Source organism: Cohnella laeviribosi DSM 21336 (genome assembly GCF_000378425.1).
GTDB classification, from domain to species: Bacteria; Bacillota; Bacilli; order Paenibacillales; family Paenibacillaceae; genus Cohnella; species Cohnella laeviribosi.
The window spans coordinates 13,092-36,861 of record NZ_KB899832.1 but is presented as its reverse complement, the minus strand read 5'-3'; the positions used below and the strand labels follow the sequence as shown (position 1 = coordinate 36,861).

The following is a 23,770-nucleotide window of genomic DNA, read 5'->3' as shown; positions in this document are numbered from 1 at the left end:
GGCCTTTGTCGTGTTGCCAACCGTCTGCCCGAAAACGTTCCCGCGCCTTCGGACCGCGAGGCTTGCATCCGCATCGGACTCGCGGAAAGTCCGGATTTGGATGATGACTATAAAATTCAAGATGCCGCTATCTCCGTCCTGCGGGCCGCAGCGCCGACCAGCCGGTTGCTGCCCGCCCCAAGCCCGCAGAAAAACAAGGCCACGGATACCGCAACCATCAGAAGCAGCGGAATGTGCCAGCTATGCGTAACGTCGTGAATATAACCGAACAGAGCCGGGCCGACCGCCGCCAGCAGATAGCCGAACGATTGGGCCATGCCGGACAGCTCCGCCGCCTGTTGGGACGATTCCGTACGCAGGTTGAAGAACATCATGGCCAGGCTGAACGTTCCGCCTCCGCCGATTCCGAAAATGATCATCCACAGCAGGATCCATTGGGTGCCGCCGTAGAGCAGGCCGAGAAACGCGATCAGCAGCAGCAGGGAGCCTGCCGCGGCCAGCCACCGCTGATGGGACATGCGGCCGGCTATAACCGGAACGATGAAGGTGAACGGAAGCTGCGAAAGCTGCATGACGGACAGCAGCAGGCCCGCCCGATCCGCGGGAATGCCGCGCTCGGCGAGAATTTCCGGCAGCCAGGCGATCGCGACGTAGAACGTGAGCGACTGCAGCCCCATAAACAACGTGACTTCCCAGGCCAAAGGAGAGCGCAGCAGGCCCGATTGGGTCCCGCCTCTCCGGGCCTCAACGGCGGCTTCCGCCCCGCGGCCGCGAACCAGCGGCAGCCAAAGCAAGAGCGCCGCCAGGCAGAGCGCGCTCCACACGCCCAAAGCGCCTTGCCACCCCCAAAAAACGGCAATGGGAATACTGATGCCCGAGCCGATGGCTCCGAACAAATTCATGGACACGGAGTATACGCCCGTCACCGAGCCGATCCGGCCGGGGAATTCCTGTTTGACCAGCGCGGGCATCAGCACGTTGCAAACCGCAATCGCCACGCCCAGCATAGCCGTTCCCAGAAACAACGAAACGCTTCCGGACGCCGAACGCAGCAAAATGCCCGCGCCCAGCACCAAGATGGCGGAAAAAAGGACCGGTCTCATGCCGAAGCGCCGCGCCAGCCCGGGAGCAAACGGCGAAAACAGGGCAAAGGCGATCAGAGGCAGCGTGGTCATGGTACCGGCCATGGCATTGGATAGGTGAAGCTGATCCCGAATGGCTCCGGCCAAGGGACCGACGGATGTCAAGGGAGCCCGCATCGTGGCCGAGATGAGAATGATCCCGCAGATCAGCAGCCAGACCGGGCGGCTCCCGCTATGAAACTTAGAATTCATTGACCGTTCCTCCAAAACTTGGCGTTGTCCTCGTTCGAGGAATGCAAGTAATTCTAAGTTTAAAGCCTGAATCTGTCAATGAGAACGGCCGATTCTTCGCTTGCGCGGTCACGCATAGACCGAGGCGAACCAAGCCGCGGCGGCGGCGACCTCCGTGCCGGTCAGCTGATGGCCTCCGGCCTCCCAATGAACGGAGACGGAAGCGCCCGCCCGCTCAAGCAGGCCGGCCAGCTCCTCGGTCTCCTCCGGAGCGCAGATCGGATCGTGGCGTCCGGCGCCGATAAAGCAGCTTATGCCCGAAAGATCCGGAAGCGCGATGCCGCGGCGCGGCACCATCGGATGATGGAGGATCGCTCCGCGCAGCGCGTCCGAATAGTGGAACAATAGGCTTGCGGCGATGTTCGCCCCGTTGGAATAGCCGATGGCGACGAGATTGCCGCGGTCGAATTTGTATTCGGCGGCCGCTTGGTTCAGAAAGCCGTACAACTCCTTCGTCCGAAACACGAGGTCCTGCTCGTCGAACACCCCTTCGGCCAGCCGGCGGAAAAACCGGGGCATGCCGTTTTCCAGCACGTTGCCGCGAACCGACAACACCGACGATCCCGGGGAAATGCTTCCCGCCAGCGGAAGCAGGTCGCGCTCCGTGCCGCCGGTGCCGTGGAAAAGCACGAGCACCGGCACCTTCGGATCGGTTCCTTGCTGAAAAATATGCTTCATCCTTTATCCTCCTTAAGCGCCCGCAGTTCAAACGGCGGCAGCCCTTTTTCGATTTGCGCGCGATACGGCTCGTACCAGGCCGGCAGCATCAGCTTCTCGCCCAGGCGGTCCGGCTCCTCGTCCTTCGCAAATCCGGGCGGATCGGTCGCGATTTCGAACAAAATGCCGCCCTGCTCGCGGAAATAAACCGCGTTGAAATACTGCCGGTCCGTAACGGGCGTCGGATGAAAGCCCGCCTGCTCGACCCGCCGCCGCCACAGAAGCTGCTCCGCATCGTCCTTGGCCCGCCAGGCGATATGGTGAACCGTTCCCGCTCCGCCGGCGCCGAAGCTCGTGACCGACGTATCCAGATCGATGAGATTGCCCAGCTGTCCTTCGGCACGAAACCGCACGACGCTCCTTTCGCTCCCGGTTCGTTCAAGGCCCATCACCCGCTCCAGCACAAGACCCGTGTGCTCCGGAGCGGCGCTGTACAGCACCGCCCCTCCGAAGCCTTTGATCGCTTTCTCCGCCGGCACGCCGCCGAACGACCAACGGCTAGCCGGTCCTCCCTCGCGGGCGACGATCTCCAGCTCCAGGCCGTCCGGATCCCGAAACCGGATGTACGTTTCGGAAAACCGGACGTGTTCCGAAACCGCAATGCCGAACTTGGCGAGCCGCCCCTTCCAGAAATCCAGCGTCCCTGCGGGAACGGCATAGGTCGTCACGCCGACCTGTCCCGCTCCGATTCGTCCCCGGCGCGATGCGGGCCAAGGGAAAAACGTCATGATCGTCCCCGGGCTCCCCGTCTCGTTCCCGAAGTACAAGTGGTATACCTCCGGCGCGTCGAAATTGACCGTTTTCTTGACCAGCCTTAGCCCGAGCACGCCCGCGTAAAAGTCGACCGTAGCCTGCGCGTCTCTTACGAATGCGGTAATATGGTGGATGCCTGCCGTTCGCAAGGTCATGCCGTCCCACTCCTTTTTTTCAAATTCAAGTTTCTTAAAATCGAGATATTTGCGGCGCATGCTTTCCTCCCGCGCGCGGCCACAAGGCAAACCGTCCCGCGGTCTTCGGACGCTATCCTTCCGGATAGCGCCGCTCGGCAAATTTCCCAAGCTTCTTGAGCAGCCGGCTCGCCTCTTTCTTCTCTTCGGCCGTCAAGCCCGCCACCGCCCGGTGAATGACGGAAGCGTGCTGCGGGAACACCTCTTCGATGAACGCCTTGCCCTTGTCCGTAATCTCCGCAAAAACAAGCCTGCGGTCCTCGGTCGAAGCTCTGCGGAACACATAGCCCTTGTCCTGCAGCTTGTCGACGACATACGTGATATTTCCGCTGCTCATCAGGATCTTGCCTCCGATCTGCTGGATCGGCTGCGGACCTTTATGATACAGCAGCTCCAGCACCCCGAATTCGGTCCGGTTCAGACCGTACCGCTTAATATCCCGATCCGCGTGCGCGTTTACCCACTGGCTGGCTCTGGAAAGCGCGATGTACAGATCCAGGGAGTCCTCTTGTCCGTCGGCCATGCGGCACCCTTCTTTCGCGAATTGCACAAGTCCATTATCTTAAAATTAAGATACATGAATTCGAGGGATTCGTCAACTCAAACCGTTTTAGTCTGATTCCGTTTTTAAGTTGCTATAGATTTGTTAGTTAAATGGCGTTATAATACATGACTGGAAGCCCCGGCATACGGAAATAAATTCTGTTAGGCTTCAGGGACGGCCGGACCGCAACCGGCCACGCCAAAGCCGGGCCAGCAAAAAGGAGGACCATACGAACATGAGCAATCCGAATGCAACCGCAACCCCGTTCCGTCAAGCTGCGCACCCGATCGACCCGATCTATCTGAACCGCTGGTCGCCCCGTTCCTTCCTGGAGAAGGAAGTGCCCGAGAGCACGCTGCTCACCGTGCTGGAAGCGGCCCGCTGGGCGCCTTCCGCCTTCAACCTCCAGCCGTGGAGATTCATCGTCGCCAAGACCAAGGAAGAACGCGAACGCTTCTTCCCGTTCATCGGGGAGTTTAACCGCACCTGGTGCGAGAAAGCGCCCGTTCTCATTCTGATTGTGTCCAAGACGACTTGGGAGCAAGGCCAGATCGGCTCCCATGCGTTCGACACCGGCGCCGCCTGGGCGTTCCTGGCGCTGGAAGCGACGCGGCAAGGACTGGCGACGCACCCGATGACCGGCATTGATTTTGCCAAAGCCCGCGAGATCGTCGGCTTGCCGGAGGATTACGCGGTACAGGCGCTTGTGGCGCTTGGCTATCAAGGGCCCAAGGAAAACCTGCCCGAAGCGCTGCAGCAGCGCGAACAGCCTTCTCCGCGCAACCCCATCGAAGATTCGATTTACCAAGGCGCATTCGGCCAACCGTTCCAACCGCTTAAATAAAACCAAAACCACCGTCAGGGGCATCGCGCTTGACGGTGGTTTTTTTCGGCGCTTCGGAGGCTTTCGGGCAAAAGGGACGGAACGTTTCCCTTGCGCCGCGGGTCGTCAGCCCAGGCCGAAGTGCTCCCTTACAAACTGGAGCATGAGACGATTGTGCCCGGGAACGACGGCGTGGCCGGTAAACGGGTAGACGCGGATCGTTTTGGGCCCCGGAATCCGGTTGTAGACGGCAAAGATCGTTTCCGGCAAACAAACGGTGTCTTTCAGTCCGACGGACAGCAGCGCCGGGATGCGGATGCGGTCCGCCAGATTGACCAAATCGAAATAGCTGAGCGTATCCAGCACCTGATCCAGCTTGTCGGGGAACCGGGCGACGAATTCCGCCGCTTCCGTCAGCGAGCCCGTGGAGTTGAGCAAACCGAAGTCCATCTGGCACATGTTCGGGATGTTCGCGAGGACCAGCGCGGGCTTCTCGCTCAGCGCGGCCGCGATCAAGGCGAGCCCCCCGCCCTGGCTCGAGCCGACGACGGCGATGCGGGACGGATCGATTTCGGGCTGCTCGCCTGCCCATTCGAGCGCCTTGAGGCTGTCGACCGCAATCGCCCGGTAATAGCAGCGCTCCTTGTCCGTGATGCCCTGCGTGATCCAGCCCTTGGTCATCCCGAACGTCTGCGGCAGCAGATTGCCCGTCTCTCCGCCCTGTCCGCGGACATCGACCGCGAAAACGGCCAGCCCCATAAGCAGCCACTGGCTGTATTCTTCGGGAAAGCCGCTGCCCCCGGTGTACCCGTGATAGTGCACGACGCAGGGCAAATTCCGCTGCGGAACGAAGGCCGGCAACAGAAACCAGCCGTGAAGGGGCGTTGCGTCAAAGCCTTCGTACGTAACCCTGTAAGCGTCGACAAACTGCAGCGGCGTATCCCGCTTCTCCCGCCGGCCGTTTAGCGGCTTCGGGCCGAACTCCGCCAAGGTCCGCTCCCAGAAGCGGTCCAGATCGTCTCGGGCCGTGGAAGGAGCATCGATCCGCATCAGCTCGTCGATCCGCTGCTGAATGGCGTTCGGATAAGTCGGATTCAAGCGTCCGCCTCCTCGTTGGGTCGGTCTGGCCAGGCCGTTACGCCTGCTTCTGTTCCATCGGAATGAGGATGACAAACTCGGGATCGGGGTCGTCCGGGTCCTGAAGGAGCGGATATTCCTCGAAATGGGTCGGCCCGCCTTGCAGCGGCGAATCGCCTTGTTCCTCCATCCATTGATAGACGTTCCGATAGGACTGTTCGATGCTTTGTCCTTTCCGGTGCTCGGTCCGGGCATACGTTAACGCCGGCACTTCGATCTCCGTCATGCCTTCCGGCACCTGTCCCCGCTCCGCGACTTCCACCGCCGAATAATGCGTAAAGCGGTCCGCGCCGGGCGCGGCATGATAGAACAGTCCCAGCAAACCCCGGTTTGCTTCATCCTTCCATCTCATCATACAATATACAACTCTATCTGCGATCCTGCCAGAAATTCAGCGGCTCCATCTTCTCGTCGATGGCCACAAACTTGTACCCCTCGTCCTCCAGCGCATCCAGGATGCGCGGCAGCAGGGCGATCGTCGCCGAGCGGTCGTGCAGCAGCACGACCGGCGCGGTACCTTTCTTTTTGAGCGCGCGCACGTCCTGCACCAGCTTGCTCAGCAGCTTGTCCGGCTGCTTTTTGTACATCCAATCGTCCGTGTCGACGTTCCAGTCCCACAGATGGTAACCCGCCTTGGCCGCCGCATCCCGATATTCCTGCGTGAAATACGGCTTGCTCCCGTAAGGCGTCCGAATCAAGGTCGCCGTCACGTTCGCGGCCTTCTTCAGCCGGCTGTTCGCTTCGTTCATTTCGTTTAGCGCGGTTTGGGGGGTTTTGTAAAACTTCTTCACGTCATGCGTCATTCCGTGCAAACCGAGCCGGTGGCCTTCCGCCGCCATCCGTTTGACCGCCTCCGGATAGCCTGAGATTCCGGGACCCAGCATAAAAAACGTCGCTTTCGCCCCGTGCTCGTCCAAAATGTCGAGAAGCTCCATCGTATGCGCCGTGGGACCGTCGTCGAAGGTCAGATAGATCGGCAGCTTGCGCGCCGCCTCTTCCTGATCGATGCGGGCTTTCTCCCGCTTGACGAATTCCCCGCCGTCAAGCTTCGCCCCGCCATTGGTCATCCGCATCATCGGCAGCTCCGGATACGAGGCCAGCTCATAACCGAAATAAGCCGCCAAGAACGAAAGCGGGACCATCAGACGGCCGTTTTGCACAAACAGCCACAGCTCGATCCGCTGCCCTCCCGGCTTGACCGCCTTGTTCTCCTTGACGAGCAGCGTGACGGATTTCGTTTTGCCGGATAAACGGACTTTCGGGCCCGCCGCCTCGACTTTCAGGTTCATCGCCGCCGCCATATCCCTTACCGGGACGAATACGGTCGAAGCCCGCTTCTCGGGCTGCGCGTCCGCAAACGAAAGCCTTTGGTCGTTGACGGCGATATACAGCTTTTGTCCCGAACGGGCGAAGGCCGAAGAGGAATGTCCAGCAAACAAATAGACGAGAATCAGAGCCAAAGACAAAAAAACGAGTTTGGTCCGCATCTAGGCCAACTCCCCGCTGCCGTATGGATTCTATCGTGTATTACAAGACTATCATTTTTCGGAGAAAAATGGAACGAATCTCGCATTCCCCGAATAAGGAGCGGTTGCAGCGGCGGGTACGCAGCCTTAAACCGGCGCCGCTAGCACATTTTTTCTCCAAAAACCATCCGTCTTGGGACCGATCCGAAACTTCCCTAAGGTACGAAGAAACCGCCGGACGGCGGTGATAAGCTTATAGCAAACCGTCAATCTTAAGGGAGTGAACGATTTTGCAGATCAGCCGCAGCGGCCTCCTGGGGCCGATTCTTGTTCTTTTGGGCGTCATGATGCTGTTTTGGGGCGACTTCAGTCTCGGTGCGGGTGAAATATTCGCTTATTTCTGGCCGGTTCTGTTCGTGATGCCGGTCGGATTGTTTTTCCACTGGATGTATTTCTCCGTTCTGGAGCGCAGAGGGGTAGGCCTTCTCGTTCCCGGAGGCATTGTGCTCGCGGCGGGAATCGTCTGCCAGATTGCCACGCTGTTCGACAGCTGGGATGTCATGTGGCCCGGGTTCATATTGGCCGCCGCCGTCGGCCTCTTCGAGCTGTATTGGTTCGGCGGCCGTAATAAATGGCTGCTCATTCCGATTAACATCTTGTCCGCTTTGTCCTTGCTGTTCTTTGCCGTCTTTTCCGTCGCCAGCCTGTTCAGCAGCCTGTCCAGCAGCCGACCGTTCGTGACGTTGGCGCTTATCGTTGCCGGGGGACTGCTGATGCTGAGCGGGCGCAGAAGCGTTTGACCGAATAGGCGCATGAACAATTAGGACTTTTTTATCTATTCGCTTTCCAAATTAAAGAATTTTAACGGTTTTTTAAGAAAAGGGCTGCGACCTTTGAGGGAGCGGCCCTTTTTTTCACCTTGGGAAAATTTATGAAATTTCGAATGTGTTATAGTGTTTCTCAGCAAAAAACGGTCTCTTTCGTCCAAATCATACAAGGAGGATCATGGCTCGATGATGAAACGAAAGTTTGCGAAACTCGCATCCATCGGTTTACTGACGGCACTGGGATACTTCGGGTTCACCGCCGTTTCGTCAACCCAGGCCAGCGCGGCTACGGCGGAATCGCTTCGGCTCGTCGCTCTGGGCAAGGAATATATCGGAACGCCATACCTGTACGGCGCCCCAAGCTTTATCGAATACGCGTTCGACTGCTCTTCTTACGTTCAATTTGTGTACAGCAAATTGGGCATTTCGCTGCCCCGCACTTCCGGCTCCCAAGCCGCGGTCGGCGAGAAGGTGAACAAAGCCTACCTGAGCATGGGCGATCTGGTCTTCTTCAAATCCGACAGCAATGCGATCGGTCACGTCGGCATCTATGCCGGCAACGGCAAGTTTCTGCACGCGTCGAGCAGCAAAGGCGTCACGCTGTCCGATCTTAACTCCAGCTACTGGAAAGTGCGCTATGTAACGGCTCGCAGGGTGCTGTAATTCCTGCTTTCTCCGGCCGCTTTGTTTGGTTTCCAGGTGTAGGCGCGCCGGGCGGTTGGCCTCCCCGCTGCGGGGTTGCATCGAAGAGCGGCCTTCCTAAAAACGCGAAAAGATGGAATTGACAGGAGAATCATCCTTCTGTATGATGAACCCATGAACGCGCGTTTATAAGGAAAGGTGCAAAACGATTGAAAAAGGCTGAAATCAACAGCACGGAAATCGCCAGGCTGGCAGGCGTATCACGCAGTACCGTGAGCAGGGTGATCAACAACTACCCGAACGTCCCGGCGGAAACGCGCGAAAAGGTGATGAAAGTCATCCGGCAGTACAATTACTACCCGAATATGTCGGCACAAGTGCTTGCGGGAAAGAAGACGCGGACGATCGGCCTGTTCCTGATCGACGCCGGCCACGTTTCGAGCGACATTCTGACGAACATGCTGATTTCCAGCGTCATCGAGAACGCTTCGGCATACGGTTATTACGTGCTGACGAACATTATCCGCAACACGCAGGACCAGGACGCGGTCAGGAGCGTCAAGGAGATATTCTATCAACGCCGGATTGACGGCGGTATTTTTATCGGGGCGGCCAATCACGAGCCGCTCATCGAGGAACTGATCGCGGAAGGCTTCATGATCGGCATCGTCGACCAGCATCTGCCGGGGCGGACCGAGCCGAACCGGATCGTGGCCAATTTCGACAACGACCGGGGCATGGAACTGGCGATCGATTACCTCGCCGGTCTCGGGCACAGCAAGATCGGCGTGATCAACGGCGATATGAAACGCCAGTCCGGTCCCTCGAAATACGAGGGCTATCTGAAAGCCATGGCAAAACGCGGTTTCGAGGTACGTCCGGAATGGGTGCTGCCGGGAGACTTCCACCAGGAAGCGGGCTACCAAGCGATACAGAAGCTGCTGCAAAGCGCATCCAGCCTGCCCACGGCCATCATCGCCGCCAACGACAGCGTCGCCTTTGGTGCCATTCAAGCCCTGCACGAAAACGGGCTAAGTGTTCCGCGGGACATCTCGGTCATCGGGTTCGACGATCACGCTTTAAGCCGCATGCATCAGCCGCCCCTGACGACGATCCGGGTCGACTTTATGCACATGATGAACCGTCTGACCGGCGCGCTGATCAAGAAAATCGAGCAGGGCGCGGACCGGTTCGAGCCTTTTACCATCGGCTGCGAGCTCGTCGTGCGCGACTCCTGCAGGCCGCTCTAATTTTTTTTACCGCTTTGTGAACGCGCGTTTACACCACTACTCGTTGCTATTCCGACTTTAAATTTTTTTCGGTGCTTGTGAACGCGTGTTTATAGAATAACGCAGCCTTAAGGAGGGATCGGAATGTAGCTGAGCTTGCCCGTCGGAAAACCATTCTGCTTGCTGTACAACCAATTCCTTTTAAGGAGGAGTCCTCGTGAAAAAAGGTTGGCTCGGTTGGGTGTGCACGATCATTGTATTTGCGCTAATGACAGCCGGCTGCTCCGGAGGCGGCGCCGGCAAAGGCACGGACGGCAGCAGCCCCGCCGGCTCGGGCGGCAAGACGAGCGAAGGTTCCGAAGCGGCCGGCGTAACCTTCAAATATTGGTATCCCTGGGGCGGCGACTCCGAGAAATGGGATAAATGGCGGATGGAAGCGTTCGTCAAGGCCAATCCCGGCTACAAAATCGACGCCACCTATGTCCCGCCGGACGGAGGCCTTACCAACGGCAAGCTCGTGGCGGCCATCTCGGGCAAAAACCCGCCGGACGTTGTCATCAGTTCCGAATATGCAAGCGCTTACGCATTGGCGGCGCAAGGAGCGCTCGAGCCGCTGGACGACTTGCTGGCTAGCGCCGGCTTTCAGCAGTCCGACGTGCTGGAATCCTTTTACGACCTGATGAAATACAACGGCAAGACGTATCTGTTCCCCCAGGATTCCAACGTAAACCTTCTCTATTACAACGTGAAGATGTTCAAGGAGGCCGGTCTCGATCCCGATAACCCGCCGAAAACGATCGAGGAGCTGGATGCCGCGGCGGAAGCCTTGTCCAAAGTAAGCGGCAACGGCATCGAGCGTCTTGGCTTCATTCCGTGGCTGGACGCCGGCGACGATGCGTTCCTGTGGGGCTGGATCTTCGGCGCGAACTTCTACGATCCGGCCGACAATAAGATCCTGCTGAACGACGAGAAGCTGGCCAAGATGTACAGCTGGATGAATACGTACGCGCAGAAATACAATCCGGAAAAAATCAAGTCGTTCACGTCCGGTTTCGGAGGCGCTTTCACGCCGGACCATCCGTTCTTTACCGGCAAGGTCGCCATGACGGTCAACGGCAACTGGTTCGCCAACGCGCTCAAAATTTACGCGCCCGATATCGAATACCGCGTCGCGCCCATTCCCTACCCGAAGGGCGGGCGCGAGAAGGCGACCACGTTCGGCACCAACGTCTTCATGGTTCCGAAAGGCGCCAAAAACCCGGAAGCGGCCGTCAAGTTCATGCTGTACGCCGGCCAGCCGGAGATTCTCGCCGACAACATCAATACGTGGCGGTCGATCTCCATCTACAAGAAGCCGAGCGACGCGATCAAATGGGATAAGGAAAAGGATCCGGTGTACGAGGTGGTCCGCGAAGTCGCCCAGTCTCCCAACTCCGGCCATCCGGCGCTGACCGCGGTAGCCAAGGAAATGTCCAACGAACTGAAGCTGCTCCGGGACAACGTCATCTACAACAACAAAGACCCGAAGCCGCTTCTTGAGGACGCGGAGAAGAAGCTGCAGAAAGAAGCGGACAAAAAGAAATAGCCGGTCTTCCCCCCGGCATAAGGTGGTGGATTTCATGAGCGGCCATGTTCGTTCTTATCCTACAAGCGCCGGCATCACTCCGTCCAAAGTCCGCTCCAGGAAACGAACGGAACGTCTGGAGCTTGCCGTCGTGTATGCGATCCTGATTTTGTTTGCGCTCGCATTCATTCTTCCGTTTCTGTGGCTCGTGCTAGGATCGTTCAAGAGCAGCACGGAGCTGTTCGCCAATCCTCCCGTCTGGCTGCCTTCCAGGCTCCATTGGGAGAATTACGCGACGGGATTTACGGAATTTCCTTTTCTGCTGTACTTGCGGAACACGCTGCTGATCGCCGCCGTCAACATCGTCGGGGCGGTCGTCTCCAATACGATGATCGCCTACGGTTTTTCCCGCATCGACTGGAAATACCGCGACGGGGTCTTCGTGCTCGTGCTCGCGACGATGATGCTTCCGTTTCAGGTGACGATGATCCCGCTTTTCATCCTGTTCCAGAAGCTGGGCTGGATCGGCACGTTTCTCCCGCTGATGGTGCCGGCCTTCTTCGGCAATCCGTACTTTATTTTTCTACTGCGGCAGTTTTTTGTCGGCATTCCGAAGGAGCTGTCCCAATCGGCGAAGGTGGACGGAGCGAGCGAATTCCGGATTTACTGGCAGATGATCGTTCCGCTCTCGATGCCGGTTGTCACGACCGTGATGATCTTCTCTTTTACGCACGCCTGGGGGGATTTCATCGGACCGCTCGTGTTCCTGAGCGACAACAAGCTGTATACGCTGTCGCTCGGCATCCAGCAGATCATGTCCGAGAACGACCCGAGATGGCCGCTGCTGCTTGCGGTCGGCGTCAGCATGACGCTGCCGGTCATCGTCATCTTCTTCCTGCTGCAAAAGTATTTCATCCAAGGCATAACGTTTTCCGGAATCAAGGGGTAAAGGGGGGTTGCGGCGAATATGAATATGAACCAAAAAAACACGATCAACGGCATCCTGTTTATTCTGCCCTGGATCGTCGGCTTTCTGGCGTTTACCGCTTATCCGCTGGTCAGCTCCTTCTATTACTCGCTGACGGATTACGACATCATCAACGCGCCCGTGTTCGTCGGATTTGACAATTACAAGCAGCTGTTTACGGGCGACAGCTTGTTTTACAAGACGCTGGGGAACACTCTGTACATGATTTTTGTCGGTCTGACGGTCATAACGCTCGTCACGCTGGTTGTCGCCATCCTGCTGAACAACCGGAAAATCAAAGGCCTGTCCTTTTTCCGGGCCGTCTTCTTCCTGCCGACGCTCGTGCCGTTCGTCATCCTCTCGATCCTGTGGATCTGGGTGCTCCAGCCGGATTCGGGCGTCGTCAATACGATTCTCGGCTGGCTAGGCATCGACGGCCCGGGCTGGTTCGCCAGTCCGACCTGGTCAAAGCCCGCTTTCATTCTGATGGGCATCTGGGGTGCCGGCGGTTCGATCATCATTTATTTGGCGGGGCTGCAGGGCATTCCGGAATCGCTGTACGAAGCGGCGGCCATCGATGGTGCAAGCGCTTTCGGAAAGGTGTTCCACATAACGATCCCGATGCTGCGGCCCGTCATTCTGTTCAACGTCATCACCGGCATCATCGGCACGTTCCAGTCGTTCGCGGAGGCGTTCATCATCACCGAGGGCGGCCCGGACGGCTCGACGACCTTTTATTCGCTGTACCTGTACCAGAACGCTTTCCAGTATGCCAAGATGGGCTACGCTTCCGCAATGGCCTGGATTCTGCTCGTCATCGCGCTGGCGTTTACGCTGCTGCTCTTCAAGGTATCCAACCGCTTCGGGAGCGACGAGTAGCCCGTCTTTTGCATAAGCACCTTTTCCAAATCACCCAAAGGAGTGCATGACAAATGGCAAATGGCATCCTAGGCACGAAGACGATTACGCAAATCGGCATCCTGGTCAACGACATCGAGAAGGTGAGCCAGGCTTACGCGGACTTCTTCGGCGTGGAGAAGCCGAACTTCATCGTGACCGACGCCCCCGACATCGCGCAGACGGAGTACCGCGGAAGCCGCACCGAAGCCCGGGCCAAGCTGGCGTTCTTCGATATGGGATCGCTGCAGCTTGAGCTGATCGAGCCGGACCACAACCCGAGCACCTGGCGCGAATATTTGGACGAACACGGCGAAGGCCCGCACCACATCGCGTTCGTGATCGAAGGGATGAAAGAGAAGATCACCCTGCTCGAAGGCAAGCAAATGGCGCTGCTGCAAAAAGGCGAGTACACGGGCGGACGCTACGCCTATATGGATACCATGAACGAGCTGAAGGTGATCATCGAGCTGCTCGAGAACGACAAGTAACCCGAAGATGCGGCCCATCGCGCCGCAAACGAAATCCTTACGAACCGGCAAAGGACGTGCAAACCATGCGGCATATCGACAACCACAACCTGGTCAAAATCGGCATCGTCGTCGACGACATTGAAGCGGCGGCGAAGAAATACTGCGAACTGTTCGGCATCCCGATGCCGTCCTTCAGCATTCCGGACCCGGACGCCCCCGTTGCGCATACCGAGGACAGCTACACCTGGTACCGCGGCGAGAACGTACCCGCCCGGACCAAATTCGCCAACCTGCAAATGGGCCCCGTTACGGTCGAGCTTCTGGAACCCTATGACGAGGCCAGCCCGTGGAACGAGTTCAAACAAAAGCACGGCCAAGGCGTTCACTTCATCACGTTCACGGTGAACGGCTTCGAACAGCACATCCGCTTTGTCGAGAAGCAGGGTCTGCCGCTGATTCATAAGGGCGAATACGGGTCCGGACGGTACTGCTATTTCGACTCCGAGGGGCCGCTCGGGGTCGTACTCGGTCTGCAGGAGCTCGGACAAAGGCAGGCGGATGCCGGATGAACCTGCTCATTACAGGGGCAAACCGCGGCCTCGGGCTCGCGCTTGCCGCCGAAGCGCTTAGGCGGGGACACCGCGTTCTGGCCGGAACGCGCTCCCCCCATGACGCCGGCTCGAAGCTGGACGCGCTCCGGTCGGCGTTCCCGGACCGGCTATCCGTCCATATCCTTGACGTCGCGCGGGAGGAACATGCCGCCCGCCTTGCCGCGGAACTTGCGGAGCAAGGCGTCGTCCTGGACGGCATCATCAATAATGCCGGCATTCTATTGGGCCGGGACAGCCCGATCGAGCAGCTCGACATGGATCAGGTCCGGCAAACGTTCGAAATCAACCTGTTCGGACCGATGACGGTCGTCAAGCATATGCTTCCGCTTATGGCGCATTCGGCAGGCGGCATCATCCTGAACATTTCATCGGAAGCCGGGAGCCTGACCAACGCCTACGGCGGGGATTATCCGTACGCCATTTCGAAAACGGCGCTGAACATGTTTACCGAGCAGTTAAAGCATGCGGTCAAGGACCGCGGAATCCGGGCGCTGAGCGTTCATCCGGGCTGGATCCGGACCGATATGGGCGGCGGCCAGGCGCCGGGCGATCCGCGGGAAAGCGCCGCGGGCATTCTCGATCTGGCGGAAGGAAAAACGGTGCCGGACTGCCGTTTTGCGTTCGTCGATTATTTGGGGCGGCCGATGGCGATTTGAGGAGGAGGAGCGAATATGAAAACGATTCTGGCGGTCGTAGGCGATTATTACCATCCCGAGCAGGCCATTAAGGCCGCCCTGGAGAAAGCGGTAGCCACCACCTCGGGCCGCGCGGAGATCCAGCTCCGCTACACGACCGCGGACCGGCTGGCCGAAGGGCTCTCCGACAAGCCGGATGCGGCTATCCTGTTCAAGGAAGACCGGATCAATCCCCAGGACGAGCAAGTCAGGATGTGGATGACGGAAGCGGCGGAAGCCGCTATCGTCTCATACGTTCGGGAAGGCGGCGGCTGGCTCGCATGGCACTCCGGCCTTGCCTCCTATCGCGAGGACGGAGCGTATGTTGCGATGCTGCGGGGCTATTTCAAGTACCATCCCGACAAGCATCAAATCGTGCGCTACGAGGCCGTCAGCGCGGGCGGAGGTCCGCTCGGCCTTGCCGGCGCGGCATCCGCGTTCGACATTCTGGATGAGCACTATTTCGTTTATTGCGACGAAGCGAACACGAACGTCTTCCTCCGCTCCGCGTCGGTGGACGGCGAATCGATCGCCGGCTGGTCGCACGCGTTTGGCCAAGGACGCGTCTTATGCCTGACGCCGGCGCACAACCCGGAAGGGCTACTCCATCCCGGCATGATCGATACGCTCGGCGCGTGCATCGTGTGGTGCGCGGGAGGCTGAACGCTCTCGGGCATGCTTTCGCGCCGGTTGTCTGGAGCATGACGTCCGTCGGGCACACGTGGAACGTCGTCAGCTACCTGCGAACCTCTAAAACGCTCAGCACGGGCGGCAATCTCCGCGACTTCATCAACGACGCCAGAAACAAGGGTTGGATCAGCCCGAACCCGTACATCGTCGGAATCGAGCTCAGCAACGAAATCATGCAGGGCCACGGCTTCTTCAACTGCACAAACTACAGCTTGTCTCCGTAACCGGTTGAGATCGTTTCGGCAAGTCCATTCAAGCCCCCGTTTTTCGGGGGCTTGTATGTTATGAATCCCGCGCAAGGAGTCTGGCTGCCAAGTGGTCCGGAGCCGACCCGGCGATCGAAATGGAGAGCACCCGCACGATAGAATGCCCTTCTGCCCGCCGCTTTACGCGCTGCCGTTTTCGGAGCACGCTCGTTTAGCGGCCTTCGGCATTGCGGGGTTTACCCGGTTTGCCTGGTTTGTCGGGTTTATCGGGTTTGCCGGGCCTGTCGGGTTTATCCGGCTTACCAGGTTTGCCGGGTTTGCCCGGTTTGTCCGGCTTATCCGGCTTGTCGGGCTTATCCTTGACCGTCACCGTCAGTGAGCGGCTTGCTTCACTTTCGTTATGCAGCCTGTCGACCGCCGTAACGATATAGGTATACGGCTGGCCTTTCTGCACCTGTTCATCAATAAAAGTTTGCTTTCCTCCCGGCCCCTTGCGCAGCTTGCCGACAATCGCGGAAGGATCTTCGATGCTGCCGGCCTTTCTGCCGTCAAAACGGTACACCACATAATAGCTTTCGTCGCCCTTCGAATGCCACCTCAGCTCCACAACGCCGTCCTTCGACGAATCGGCCGATAGGCCCGACGGCGCCTCCGGCGCCTCGGCGTCCAGCCAGGGCATGGACGGAACGAGCGCGGGATAGCGGTAGAAGTCGTTGCGCAGCCGGTCCGTAAAGCCCAGCGGGTTCGCGGCGAACCATTTTGCGCTGAAAAACATGCTGCCCGACACGTCGTCGAAATTCCGGTTGTACAGAAGCTGGTTCGGCATTTCCTCCGCATTCAGCCAGCCATCCGCCGTTCCGATCCGATAAACCGCTTGACCGCTGTACAACTGCACGTTTTTGCCTCTGACCACTCCGCTCCACCACTCGATCAGCTTGTCGTAAGCGGCGGGCGAGTAGCCCATGTACCAGTAGATTTGCGGCGCGATATAGTCGATCCATTCGTTCTCGACCCATGCTTTCGAATCGGCGTAAATGGCCTCGTAGCTGCTGAGACCGTTGGTGTCCGAGCCGAGCGGATCGGCGCTTTTGTTTTTCCAGATGCCGAAGGGACTGATGCCGAATTTGACGTAACTCTTCTCCCGCTTGATCGCTTCCCCGACTTCCTGTACGAACCGGTTGACATTGTCCCTTCTCCAGTCGGCCTTATTCGTGAAGTTCCCATGATATTTCGCGAAGCTCGCATCATCCGGAAAGTCGACGCCGGCCACCGGATACGGATAAAAATAATCGTCAAAATGAACCGCATCGATGTCGTACTTCTTGACGACTTCCATTACGCTGTCGATAATAAACCGCTTGGCTTCAGGGTTCCCCGGATCGAAGTAAAGCTTGCCTCCATATGAAACGACCCAGTCGGGATGCTGTCTGGCCGGGTGATTTTCCACGAGCTTTGCGATATCGTCCTGCAGGCTGATCCGGTACGGATTGAACCAGGCGTGAAATTCCATATTGCGCTTGTGCGCTTCTTCCAGCATGAACGCCAGCGGATCGTAGCCGGGGTCCTGCCCCTGCACGCCGGTCAGCCATTCCGACCAGGGACCGTATTCGGACGGATAAAAAGCGTCCGCCGTCGGCTTGACCTGCACGATGACCGCGTTCATTCCGGCCGCCTCCAGCTGATCGAGCAGCTCGACAAACTGCTTCTTTTGCTCCTCCGCGCCGGTTGTCCCCTTGGCCGGCCAATCGACGTTGTCGACGGTCGCAATCCATGCGGCCCTCATCTCGGCTTTCGGGATGGCGGTTCTCCGGTTGACCGTCAAATAAATCGAGCTGCTCTTCCCTGCGTACGTTGCCGTAATCCGCGCCGCGCCGACCCGGATTCCCGTAATCTTCCCGGAGGCGTCCACCGCAGCCGTTTCCGGATTGCTGCTCGTATAAACCACTCCTTCGGTCAGCTTCACCGGCTCGTTCAGCCAGGTATATGTGCCGTAAACGGCCGTTTCGGCGCTGTCTCCCTCGTACATTGAGGTCACGCCCCGCAGCTCGATGCTCTGCAGCACGGGAACGGGATCGCTGACCGTCACTTGATGAACGGCAGATACCCCTTTGTACGTGACGGTGATCGCCGCCGTGCCCTTGGACTTGGCCGTAATCCGGCCCGAGGCGTCCGCTTCCGCGATCTCCGGGCGGTCGCTTGCGAAAGTCACCCCTTCCACAAGCGGAATCGGCCCGGATATGCCTTCATATACCGCAAAAGCTTTCAGCTCGCCGGACATCCCGGATTCCAGCCGCTGCGGCCCGGACAGCTCGAGTTTTTGCAGAACCGGAGGCGTCTCCGTGACGATCAGCGTGCTTCGGGCGGCGGGCGCGTCCCTATACGTTGCCGTAATCGTCACGATTCCCGGCGCCAAAGCCGTTACGGTCCCGTATGTAGTGCCGGACACGGTCGCAACGGTCTCGTCGCTGCTGACAAAGGCAACGCCTTCCGCCACCCGCTCAGGTTGGCCGGCATTCGCATAGGTCGCATAGAGATGAATGGGTGCCGATTCGCCGACCTGCAACGGCGTCAGCCCCGCCAGCTCGAGACCATAGATTTCGGAATTCGTATAGAAGGCGGACAAGCGATCGAAATACAAGCTGCCGCTGTTTTTGTTCGTATCCTTGGTTTCCGCAACGTAGATCTGATTGATCTTGAGAGGAGGAATCGCGGAGGAAGGAACGGGAATCGTTACGAATCTCCAGCCTTTCCAGTTGAGGCCGCTTGCGGACGTGATATCGACCGTCGATTTGATGCCGGCGCTGTCCTGAAGCTGCGCGCGCAGCCAGTGGTTGTTGCCGTCGCCGTACACCCAAAGCCCCAGCTTGACGGGAGACCCCGTAATGCTTCGGCCCGCCTGGCCGTCCGGGTCCTTGAAGTTCAGATAAGCGGCGGAGGTTCCCGCCTGTCCGGTAAAATCATAGTCCAGCCTCGCCGCATGATAACCGTAATAAATGCTTTCCGGCCTGCTCGCAAGCTCCAGCTTAACCGTGTTGGCCCTGACCGAGCTGGCCGACAGGAGGGTGAGCTCTTCGAAGTCTTCAATGACCGAAGGCGATTCCCCTTCCCCCTCCGCATAGACCCGTAAAGCGTTTCCCAAACCGGTTAAGCCCGTTCCCATCAGGAGCAGAACCGCCAACACGAGGGATACGATTCTGTCCCGCGCTGAATGCCGTACGATTTTCATGTCCGTTTCACTCCTCGTCCCTTTACTATATAAAATCTATACTTATCGTAATGAAGAAATATTTCGAACATCAATTGATTTTTTAAAAATTATTTTTGAAAAAATATTCAACAGACACGCCGGCTACCAATGATTTCATGCGCTCTTTTGGCGCCAAGTTGTTGTCTCTTGCCATTTATATGGGTATACTGAGGGAGGAGAGGGAACTCTCATGATTAAACGAGGAGGGTTTTTATGAAAGCGCTTGTTTATAACGGACAGAATGGAAAAGAGCTCGTTGAAAAGCCAAAACCAACCCTCTTGAAGCCGACGGATGCCATAATTAAAATTACAAAAACCACCATCTGCGGCACGGATTTGCACATACTGGGCGGAGATGTTCCCGCTGTAACGGCAGGCCGGACATTGGGACACGAAGGTGTCGGCATCGTCGAAGAAGTCGGATCGGCCGTCAACAATTTCAAGCCGGGGGACCGGGTGCTGATTTCCTGCATTACGTCCTGCGGTAAATGCGAAAACTGCAAGAAAGGCCTGTACGCCCATTGCGATGACGGCGGATGGATTCTGGGCCACTTGATCGACGGCACGCAAGCGGAGTATGTCCGCATCCCGCATGCCGACAACAGCTTGTACCACATTCCGGAAGGCGTGGACGAAGAAGCGCTCGTCATGCTTAGCGATATTTTGCCTACCGGCTTTGAAATCGGCGTGCTTTCCGGACAAGTTAAACCCGGCGATACGGTAGCCATTATCGGCGGAGGCCCCGTAGGCATGGCCGCTCTGCTGACGGCTCAGTTCTATTCTCCCGCCGAAATCATCATGGTCGATCTGGACGACAACCGTCTTGAAGTCGCCCAAAAATTCGGAGCGACCAAAGTGGTGAACTCCTCCGACGGGAAAGCGGTTGAAAAGATATTGGAGCTTACGGGCAATAAAGGCGTAGACGTTGCGATTGAAGCCGTCGGAATTCCCGCGACCTTCGCGCTCTGCCAGGAAATCGTCGCCGCGGGCGGACACATCGCCAATGTCGGGGTACATGGCAAAAGCGTCGAGCTTCACCTCGAAAAACTGTGGATTCGCAACGTCACCATTACGACCGGCCTCGTCAGCACCAATTCGACGCCTATGCTCCTGAACACGGTAAAATCGGGCAAGCTGAAACCCGAGCAATTGGTTACTCACCGGTTCAGTTTCGATCAGATCGAAGAAGCGTATGACGTCTTTAGAAACGCGGCAAAAAACAAAGCGTTGAAGGTCATTATCTCCAACGCCTGAGTCTTGCCGTACGGTAAAAACGCGGTTTAACGTATGGGGGCTGTCCCGGACTTATTCCGATGGACAGCCCCCGTTTATTGAACGATCCCATTCCGAAGCGCCATGACGACCGCTTGCGTCCGATCTTCGCAGCCGAACTTTTGCAGAATGCGGTGGACATGCGACTTGACGGTCCCTTCGGAGATGACCAGCTTTCGGGCAATCTGGTCATTCCGCAACCCGTAAGCCATCTCCTGCAAAATTTCCCGCTCCCGATCCGTCAGCGGCTCCAACAGAATCGAATCGGGGTCCGCTCCCGGAATCGCGAAACCGGAGCTAAAGCGGAAAATCATCAGGTCTTGCAAGAGGGCGGTCCCGCTTCATCCCGGCGGGCCGCCTTGATTTTTGCTTCCACGGATTGCGGTGCTGGGCAGCCGTTCAGTAATCGTCTCCTCCATTATATAACTTACTTTAGTTGAGAGGCATTAAAAAATAGAGTAAACTATAGAGAAAATAAAGGAGGCGAAACGAATTGGCCGAATTGGCAAAACCGATGGAAATCGGGATCAGCACCTTTTTGGAGGCGACGCCGGACCCGGTGACGGGAGCGGTCATCAGCCATGCCGAGCGGCTGCGCAACGCGGTCGAGGAGATTGTCCTGGCCGATCAGGTCGGTCTGGATGTGTATGGGATCGGGGAGCATCACCGGCCCGATTACGCCGGGAGCGCACCCGCCGTTGTTCTGGCTGCGGCGGCGGCCATGACCAAGCGAATTAGGCTCACAAGCGCCGTTACCGTGCTGTCTTCGGACGATCCGGTGCGCGTGTATCAGGCTTTCGCCACCCTGGACGGGATCTCGAACGGCCGGGCGGAAATCATGGCGGGACGGGGATCGTTCATCGAATCCTTTCCGCTGTTCGGATACAGCCTGGATGATTATGACGAGCTGTTCGAGGAAAAGCTGGAGCTGCTGCTGAAAATCAGAGCCTCGGAAAAGGTGACCTGGCGCGGCGGCCACCGTCCCGCCATCGATAACCTCGGCGTCTATCCCCGGTCCGTCCAGAATCCGCTGCCGGTGTGGATCGCCAGCGGCGGGAATCCGGAGTCTGCCGTGCGGGCGGGGAAGCTGGGCCTTCCGATCGTGTTCGCCATTATCGGCGGAATGCCGGAGCGGTTTGCTCCATTGGTCGCCCTGTATAAGGAAGCTGCCGCGCGGGCCGGGCACAACCCCGACACGCTGCCGATCGCGACGCATTCGCACGGCTTTGTCGCCGATACGACCGAGCAAGCGGCCGAACTTTTCTTTCCTCCAACGCAGGCCCAAATGAACGTCATCGGCCGCGAGCGGGGGTGGCCGCCCTATACACGCGAAACGTTCGATGCCGCACGCAGCCTTCGCGGCGCGCTTTATGTCGGCGATCCCGAATATGTCGCGGAGAAGATCGTGCTGCTTCGCAAAAATCTGGGGGTTACGCGTTTCTTCCTGCATGTGAACGTCGGGACGATGCCGCACCGCGAAGTGCTGCGCGCCATCGAGCTGCTCGGCACCAAGGTCGCGCCGCTCGTGCGCAAGGAGCTTGCCCGGATCGAGGCGAAGGAATAGGACAACTCTTCAGTCTGGTTGTAGGGCAATTTGTCTCGTTCGCCTTTGGAAACTAGGCTTTTTTCAATGAGCTGATTGCCCGACACCTCACTTTTTCTACTCCCCTGACAGCAAAGAACCCGGCACCCTTTCGCAAGGGACCGGGCCAATCGAATATCTCAAGATTACTGTACGTGAGCCATGGCTACCCTTTCACCGCGCCGCCCACGATGCCTTTCACAATCTGTTTCTGCATCAGAATGAAGAAGATGAAGATCGGCACAAGCGTAATGACGGTCATCGTCATGAACATCGGCCAGTTGACGGTGAATTCGCCCTTGGCTTTGTAGATTTCCAGCACGAGCGTCGCATTGCTGCGGGAGCTTAGGAACAGCAGCGGAGCCAGGAAATCGTTCCAGATCCACATCGCCTGGAAGATGATGCTGGTCACGGTGATCGGCTTGAGCAGGGGCAGGATGATGCGCCAGAAAATGCCCCAGATCGAGCAGCCGTCGATGATGGCCGCCTCGGACAGATCTTTCGGGATGGTCCGCATGTAGCCCATCATCAAGAAGAAGACGAATACCGCTCCTCCGAGATACAGGAGGATCAATCCGTACAGCTTGTTCACCAGCTGCATATCGGTCATCAATTGAAATAGCGGGATGAGCGTCGTCTGGAACGGAATCATGAATCCCGCCAGCAGGTAAAGCGTGACGAGCCGGTTCAACCTGTTCGGATTGAATACGACCGGATAGGCGGCCATGGCGCCGATCAGCACCATGACCAACACCGAACAAACCGTAAGGATCAGACTGTTGCTGAAGCTTTGAAGGATCGGCGTTTGCTCGAACACCTGCTTGTAATTGTCAAAAACCCATTCACCCGGCAGGCTCATCGGTCTGGAAATCGCTTCATGCTCGGACTTGAACGTGTTGACAATGATCAGGTAAAACGGAAAGAACATGACGATGCCGACCGGGAGCATCAGAATGTCGAGTATCCACGAACGTTTCAGCGATCCCGTCATTGGATCCGTTCCTCCCTCTTCTGCATCATCGTCACCTGGAAACAAGCGATCACCAGCACGATCAGGAAGAAGACGACGGACATGGCCGAGGCCAGGCCGAACTGCGTTTCGGAAATCCCCCGCAGCACGATGACCTGCGTGATCGTATGCGTCTCGAAGCCCGGTCCCCCTTTGGTCAGCGCAAACGGAATTTCGAACACCTTCAGCCCGCCTGTCAGGAGCAGCATAACGCTGACGGTCATCGCAGGCGCGAGCAGCGGCAGCGTGATATACCGGATTTGCTGCAGGCGGCTGGCGCCGTCGATCGCTGCCGCTTCAAAATAATCCTTGGGGATGGATTGGAGAAACGCCAGGTATAACACCGCATGCCAGCCCGTTTGCGCCCAGACCGCCACGATGATCGTGGATAGTTTGGCCAGTAAGGGATCGGACAGCCACGGTTGCGCGCCAAGGCCGAACACTTCCCGAAGAATCGTGTTGAATACGCCCGATGCGACAGGCGAAAGAATAAATCCCCAGATGAAGGCCAGCAGCAAGCCGCTCGGAATCGACGGGAAGAAGAAGAGGGCCCTGTGGATGTGCTTGGTAAAAAAGTTCTGATCGAGCAGGATCGCCAGCGGAATCGCCATGACGGTGATCAGGGCGGTGCTGCACAGGGCGAACGTCAACGTGAACAAAATGCCGGATACGATCGCATCGTCGGAAAACAATTTGATGTAGTTTTTCAGACCGACGAAATGGTAATCGGTGCTGTAACCGTTAAAGTCGGTCAGACTGAGCTCAAACGACCGGATGAGCGGAACGATCGTGAACAGCGTATAAATAATCAAGATCGGGAGCAAGAAGACTTCATACTGCAGATATCGAAGGAATTTTACCACATTGGCCTCC

At 57.8% G+C, this 23,770-nt stretch carries 24 protein-coding genes and 1 pseudogene; 14 read left to right on the top strand and 11 right to left on the bottom strand.

The window, feature by feature from the left end; all coding sequences use genetic code 11:
- Positions 1-116: 116 nt before the first annotated feature.
- From F560_RS0115260 to F560_RS0115245, 4 genes are all read right to left on the bottom strand, one after another.
- Positions 117-1,334, bottom strand: coding sequence for a CynX/NimT family MFS transporter (locus F560_RS0115260; RefSeq protein ID WP_019006616.1), 1,218 nt, complete (start codon positions 1,332-1,334; stop codon positions 117-119).
- A 108-nt stretch (positions 1,335-1,442) separates the two neighbouring features.
- Positions 1,443-2,051, bottom strand: coding sequence for an alpha/beta hydrolase (locus tag F560_RS0115255; RefSeq protein ID WP_019006615.1), 609 nt, complete (start codon positions 2,049-2,051; stop codon positions 1,443-1,445).
- Positions 2,048-2,998: a ring-cleaving dioxygenase gene (locus F560_RS0115250; RefSeq protein WP_026298318.1), complete on the bottom strand. Its 951-nt coding sequence runs from the start codon at positions 2,996-2,998 to the stop codon at positions 2,048-2,050. The genes F560_RS0115255 and F560_RS0115250 overlap by 4 nt, the downstream gene beginning before the upstream one ends.
- A 112-nt stretch (positions 2,999-3,110) precedes the next feature.
- The gene (locus F560_RS0115245) at positions 3,111-3,560 is read right to left on the bottom strand and encodes a MarR family winged helix-turn-helix transcriptional regulator (protein ID WP_019006613.1); all 450 of its coding nucleotides are present in this window, start codon (positions 3,558-3,560) and stop codon (positions 3,111-3,113) included.
- 256 nt (positions 3,561-3,816) lie between these two features.
- On the opposite strand from F560_RS0115245, the gene F560_RS0115240 reads away from it, so the two are divergent.
- Complete coding sequence (locus F560_RS0115240) at positions 3,817-4,425, top strand: nitroreductase family protein (RefSeq protein ID WP_019006612.1); 609 nt, start codon at positions 3,817-3,819, stop codon at positions 4,423-4,425.
- Positions 4,426-4,530: 105 nt separating this feature from the next.
- Here the strand turns inward: F560_RS0115240 and F560_RS0115235 are convergent, their stop codons facing one another.
- The 3 genes from F560_RS0115235 to F560_RS0115225 form a co-directional block, all read right to left on the bottom strand.
- Complete coding sequence (locus F560_RS0115235; RefSeq protein WP_033396238.1) at positions 4,531-5,454, bottom strand: acetylxylan esterase; 924 nt, start codon at positions 5,452-5,454, stop codon at positions 4,531-4,533.
- An 85-nt stretch (positions 5,455-5,539) separates the two neighbouring features.
- Positions 5,540-5,896 (bottom strand): GyrI-like domain-containing protein, encoded by a 357-nt coding sequence (locus tag F560_RS23375; protein WP_019006610.1) that lies wholly within the window; start codon positions 5,894-5,896, stop codon positions 5,540-5,542.
- Between the two features lie 13 nt (positions 5,897-5,909).
- On the bottom strand, positions 5,910-7,028 hold the full coding sequence (locus F560_RS0115225; protein WP_019006609.1) for a polysaccharide deacetylase family protein: 1,119 nt from the start codon (positions 7,026-7,028) through the stop codon (positions 5,910-5,912).
- Between the two features lie 269 nt (positions 7,029-7,297).
- On the opposite strand from F560_RS0115225, the gene F560_RS0115220 reads away from it, so the two are divergent.
- The 11 genes from F560_RS0115220 to F560_RS0115170 all read left to right on the top strand — a co-directional run bounded on the left by F560_RS0115220 (position 7,298) and on the right by F560_RS0115170 (position 15,805).
- A complete protein-coding gene (locus F560_RS0115220; RefSeq protein ID WP_019006608.1) occupies positions 7,298-7,807 on the top strand; it encodes a hypothetical protein in 510 nt (169 codons plus the stop codon).
- Positions 7,808-8,020: 213 nt separating this feature from the next.
- Complete coding sequence (locus F560_RS0115215) at positions 8,021-8,497, top strand: C40 family peptidase (RefSeq protein ID WP_019006607.1); 477 nt, start codon at positions 8,021-8,023, stop codon at positions 8,495-8,497.
- Between the two features lie 188 nt (positions 8,498-8,685).
- On the top strand, positions 8,686-9,726 hold the full coding sequence (locus tag F560_RS0115210; protein WP_019006606.1) for a LacI family DNA-binding transcriptional regulator: 1,041 nt from the start codon (positions 8,686-8,688) through the stop codon (positions 9,724-9,726).
- A 196-nt stretch (positions 9,727-9,922) separates the two neighbouring features.
- Positions 9,923-11,290 carry an ABC transporter substrate-binding protein gene (locus F560_RS0115205; RefSeq protein ID WP_019006605.1) on the top strand — a complete coding sequence of 456 codons (1,368 nt, stop codon included), beginning with the start codon at positions 9,923-9,925 and terminating at the stop codon, positions 11,288-11,290.
- 34 nt (positions 11,291-11,324) lie between these two features.
- The gene (locus tag F560_RS0115200) at positions 11,325-12,218 is read left to right on the top strand and encodes a carbohydrate ABC transporter permease (RefSeq protein WP_019006604.1); all 894 of its coding nucleotides are present in this window, start codon (positions 11,325-11,327) and stop codon (positions 12,216-12,218) included.
- Between the two features lie 18 nt (positions 12,219-12,236).
- Positions 12,237-13,115, top strand: coding sequence for a carbohydrate ABC transporter permease (locus F560_RS0115195; RefSeq protein WP_019006603.1), 879 nt, complete (start codon positions 12,237-12,239; stop codon positions 13,113-13,115).
- A 53-nt stretch (positions 13,116-13,168) separates the two neighbouring features.
- Positions 13,169-13,624, top strand: a complete 456-nt coding sequence (locus F560_RS0115190; RefSeq protein ID WP_019006602.1) for a VOC family protein — start codon at positions 13,169-13,171, stop codon at positions 13,622-13,624.
- A gap of 65 nt (positions 13,625-13,689) precedes the next feature.
- Positions 13,690-14,175 (top strand): VOC family protein, encoded by a 486-nt coding sequence (locus F560_RS0115185; RefSeq protein WP_019006601.1) that lies wholly within the window; start codon positions 13,690-13,692, stop codon positions 14,173-14,175.
- Complete coding sequence (locus F560_RS0115180; RefSeq protein WP_019006600.1) at positions 14,172-14,873, top strand: SDR family NAD(P)-dependent oxidoreductase; 702 nt, start codon at positions 14,172-14,174, stop codon at positions 14,871-14,873. Before F560_RS0115185 ends, F560_RS0115180 begins: the two co-directional genes overlap by 4 nt.
- Before the next feature lie 15 nt (positions 14,874-14,888).
- Positions 14,889-15,554 (top strand): ThuA domain-containing protein, encoded by a 666-nt coding sequence (locus F560_RS0115175; protein WP_019006599.1) that lies wholly within the window; start codon positions 14,889-14,891, stop codon positions 15,552-15,554.
- Between the two features lie 38 nt (positions 15,555-15,592).
- Positions 15,593-15,805 (top strand): hypothetical protein, encoded by a 213-nt coding sequence (locus F560_RS0115170; RefSeq protein WP_156829012.1) that lies wholly within the window; start codon positions 15,593-15,595, stop codon positions 15,803-15,805.
- A 193-nt stretch (positions 15,806-15,998) separates the two neighbouring features.
- Here F560_RS0115170 and F560_RS0115165 read toward each other — a convergent pair whose 3' ends face one another.
- A complete protein-coding gene (locus F560_RS0115165) occupies positions 15,999-19,013 on the bottom strand; it encodes a family 10 glycosylhydrolase (protein ID WP_020621288.1) in 3,015 nt (1,004 codons plus the stop codon).
- Positions 19,014-19,247: 234 nt separating this feature from the next.
- Between F560_RS0115165 and F560_RS0115160 the strand changes: the two genes are divergently transcribed.
- A complete protein-coding gene (locus F560_RS0115160; protein ID WP_019006597.1) occupies positions 19,248-20,288 on the top strand; it encodes a zinc-dependent alcohol dehydrogenase family protein in 1,041 nt (346 codons plus the stop codon).
- Between the two features lie 74 nt (positions 20,289-20,362).
- Here the strand turns inward: F560_RS0115160 and F560_RS24225 are convergent.
- Positions 20,363-20,563 (bottom strand): annotated as a pseudogene (locus F560_RS24225) (response regulator transcription factor); the annotation flags it as partial.
- A gap of 257 nt (positions 20,564-20,820) precedes the next feature.
- On the opposite strand from F560_RS24225, the gene F560_RS0115150 reads away from it, so the two are divergent.
- Complete coding sequence (locus F560_RS0115150) at positions 20,821-21,870, top strand: LLM class flavin-dependent oxidoreductase (RefSeq protein ID WP_026298314.1); 1,050 nt, start codon at positions 20,821-20,823, stop codon at positions 21,868-21,870.
- A 184-nt stretch (positions 21,871-22,054) separates the two neighbouring features.
- Here the strand turns inward: F560_RS0115150 and F560_RS0115145 are convergent, their stop codons facing one another.
- Positions 22,055-22,879: a carbohydrate ABC transporter permease gene (locus tag F560_RS0115145; protein WP_019006594.1), complete on the bottom strand. Its 825-nt coding sequence runs from the start codon at positions 22,877-22,879 to the stop codon at positions 22,055-22,057.
- A complete protein-coding gene (locus F560_RS0115140) occupies positions 22,876-23,760 on the bottom strand; it encodes a carbohydrate ABC transporter permease (RefSeq protein WP_019006593.1) in 885 nt (294 codons plus the stop codon). The genes F560_RS0115145 and F560_RS0115140 overlap by 4 nt, the downstream gene beginning before the upstream one ends.
- Between the last annotated feature and the right edge of the window lie 10 nt (positions 23,761-23,770).

Excerpts from the sequence above, each read along its gene's own strand:
- F560_RS0115245 (WP_019006613.1), bottom strand. The coding sequence starts at position 3,560 with ATGGCCGACGGACAAGAGGACTCCCTGGATCTGTACATCGCGCTTTCC.
- F560_RS0115185 (WP_019006601.1), top strand. The coding sequence starts at position 13,690 with ATGCGGCATATCGACAACCACAACCTGGTCAAAATCGGCATCGTCGTC.
- F560_RS0115240 (WP_019006612.1), top strand. The coding sequence starts at position 3,817 with ATGAGCAATCCGAATGCAACCGCAACCCCGTTCCGTCAAGCTGCGCAC.
- F560_RS0115260 (WP_019006616.1), bottom strand. The coding sequence starts at position 1,334 with ATGAATTCTAAGTTTCATAGCGGGAGCCGCCCGGTCTGGCTGCTGATC.
- F560_RS0115175 (WP_019006599.1), top strand. The coding sequence starts at position 14,889 with ATGAAAACGATTCTGGCGGTCGTAGGCGATTATTACCATCCCGAGCAG.
- F560_RS0115215 (WP_019006607.1), top strand. The coding sequence starts at position 8,021 with ATGATGAAACGAAAGTTTGCGAAACTCGCATCCATCGGTTTACTGACG.
- F560_RS0115200 (WP_019006604.1), top strand. The coding sequence starts at position 11,325 with ATGAGCGGCCATGTTCGTTCTTATCCTACAAGCGCCGGCATCACTCCG.
- F560_RS0115170 (WP_156829012.1), top strand. The coding sequence starts at position 15,593 with ATGACGTCCGTCGGGCACACGTGGAACGTCGTCAGCTACCTGCGAACC.
- F560_RS0115165 (WP_020621288.1), bottom strand. The coding sequence starts at position 19,013 with ATGAAAATCGTACGGCATTCAGCGCGGGACAGAATCGTATCCCTCGTG.
- F560_RS0115190 (WP_019006602.1), top strand. The coding sequence starts at position 13,169 with ATGGCAAATGGCATCCTAGGCACGAAGACGATTACGCAAATCGGCATC.
- F560_RS0115150 (WP_026298314.1), top strand. The coding sequence starts at position 20,821 with ATGGAAATCGGGATCAGCACCTTTTTGGAGGCGACGCCGGACCCGGTG.
- F560_RS0115225 (WP_019006609.1), bottom strand. The coding sequence starts at position 7,028 with ATGCGGACCAAACTCGTTTTTTTGTCTTTGGCTCTGATTCTCGTCTAT.
- F560_RS0115250 (WP_026298318.1), bottom strand. The coding sequence starts at position 2,998 with ATGACCTTGCGAACGGCAGGCATCCACCATATTACCGCATTCGTAAGA.
- F560_RS0115195 (WP_019006603.1), top strand. The coding sequence starts at position 12,237 with ATGAATATGAACCAAAAAAACACGATCAACGGCATCCTGTTTATTCTG.
- F560_RS0115145 (WP_019006594.1), bottom strand. The coding sequence starts at position 22,879 with ATGACGGGATCGCTGAAACGTTCGTGGATACTCGACATTCTGATGCTC.
- F560_RS23375 (WP_019006610.1), bottom strand. The coding sequence starts at position 5,896 with ATGATGAGATGGAAGGATGAAGCAAACCGGGGTTTGCTGGGACTGTTC.
- F560_RS0115235 (WP_033396238.1), bottom strand. The coding sequence starts at position 5,454 with ATGCGGATCGATGCTCCTTCCACGGCCCGAGACGATCTGGACCGCTTC.
- F560_RS0115160 (WP_019006597.1), top strand. The coding sequence starts at position 19,248 with ATGAAAGCGCTTGTTTATAACGGACAGAATGGAAAAGAGCTCGTTGAA.
- F560_RS0115180 (WP_019006600.1), top strand. The coding sequence starts at position 14,172 with ATGAACCTGCTCATTACAGGGGCAAACCGCGGCCTCGGGCTCGCGCTT.
- F560_RS0115255 (WP_019006615.1), bottom strand. The coding sequence starts at position 2,051 with ATGAAGCATATTTTTCAGCAAGGAACCGATCCGAAGGTGCCGGTGCTC.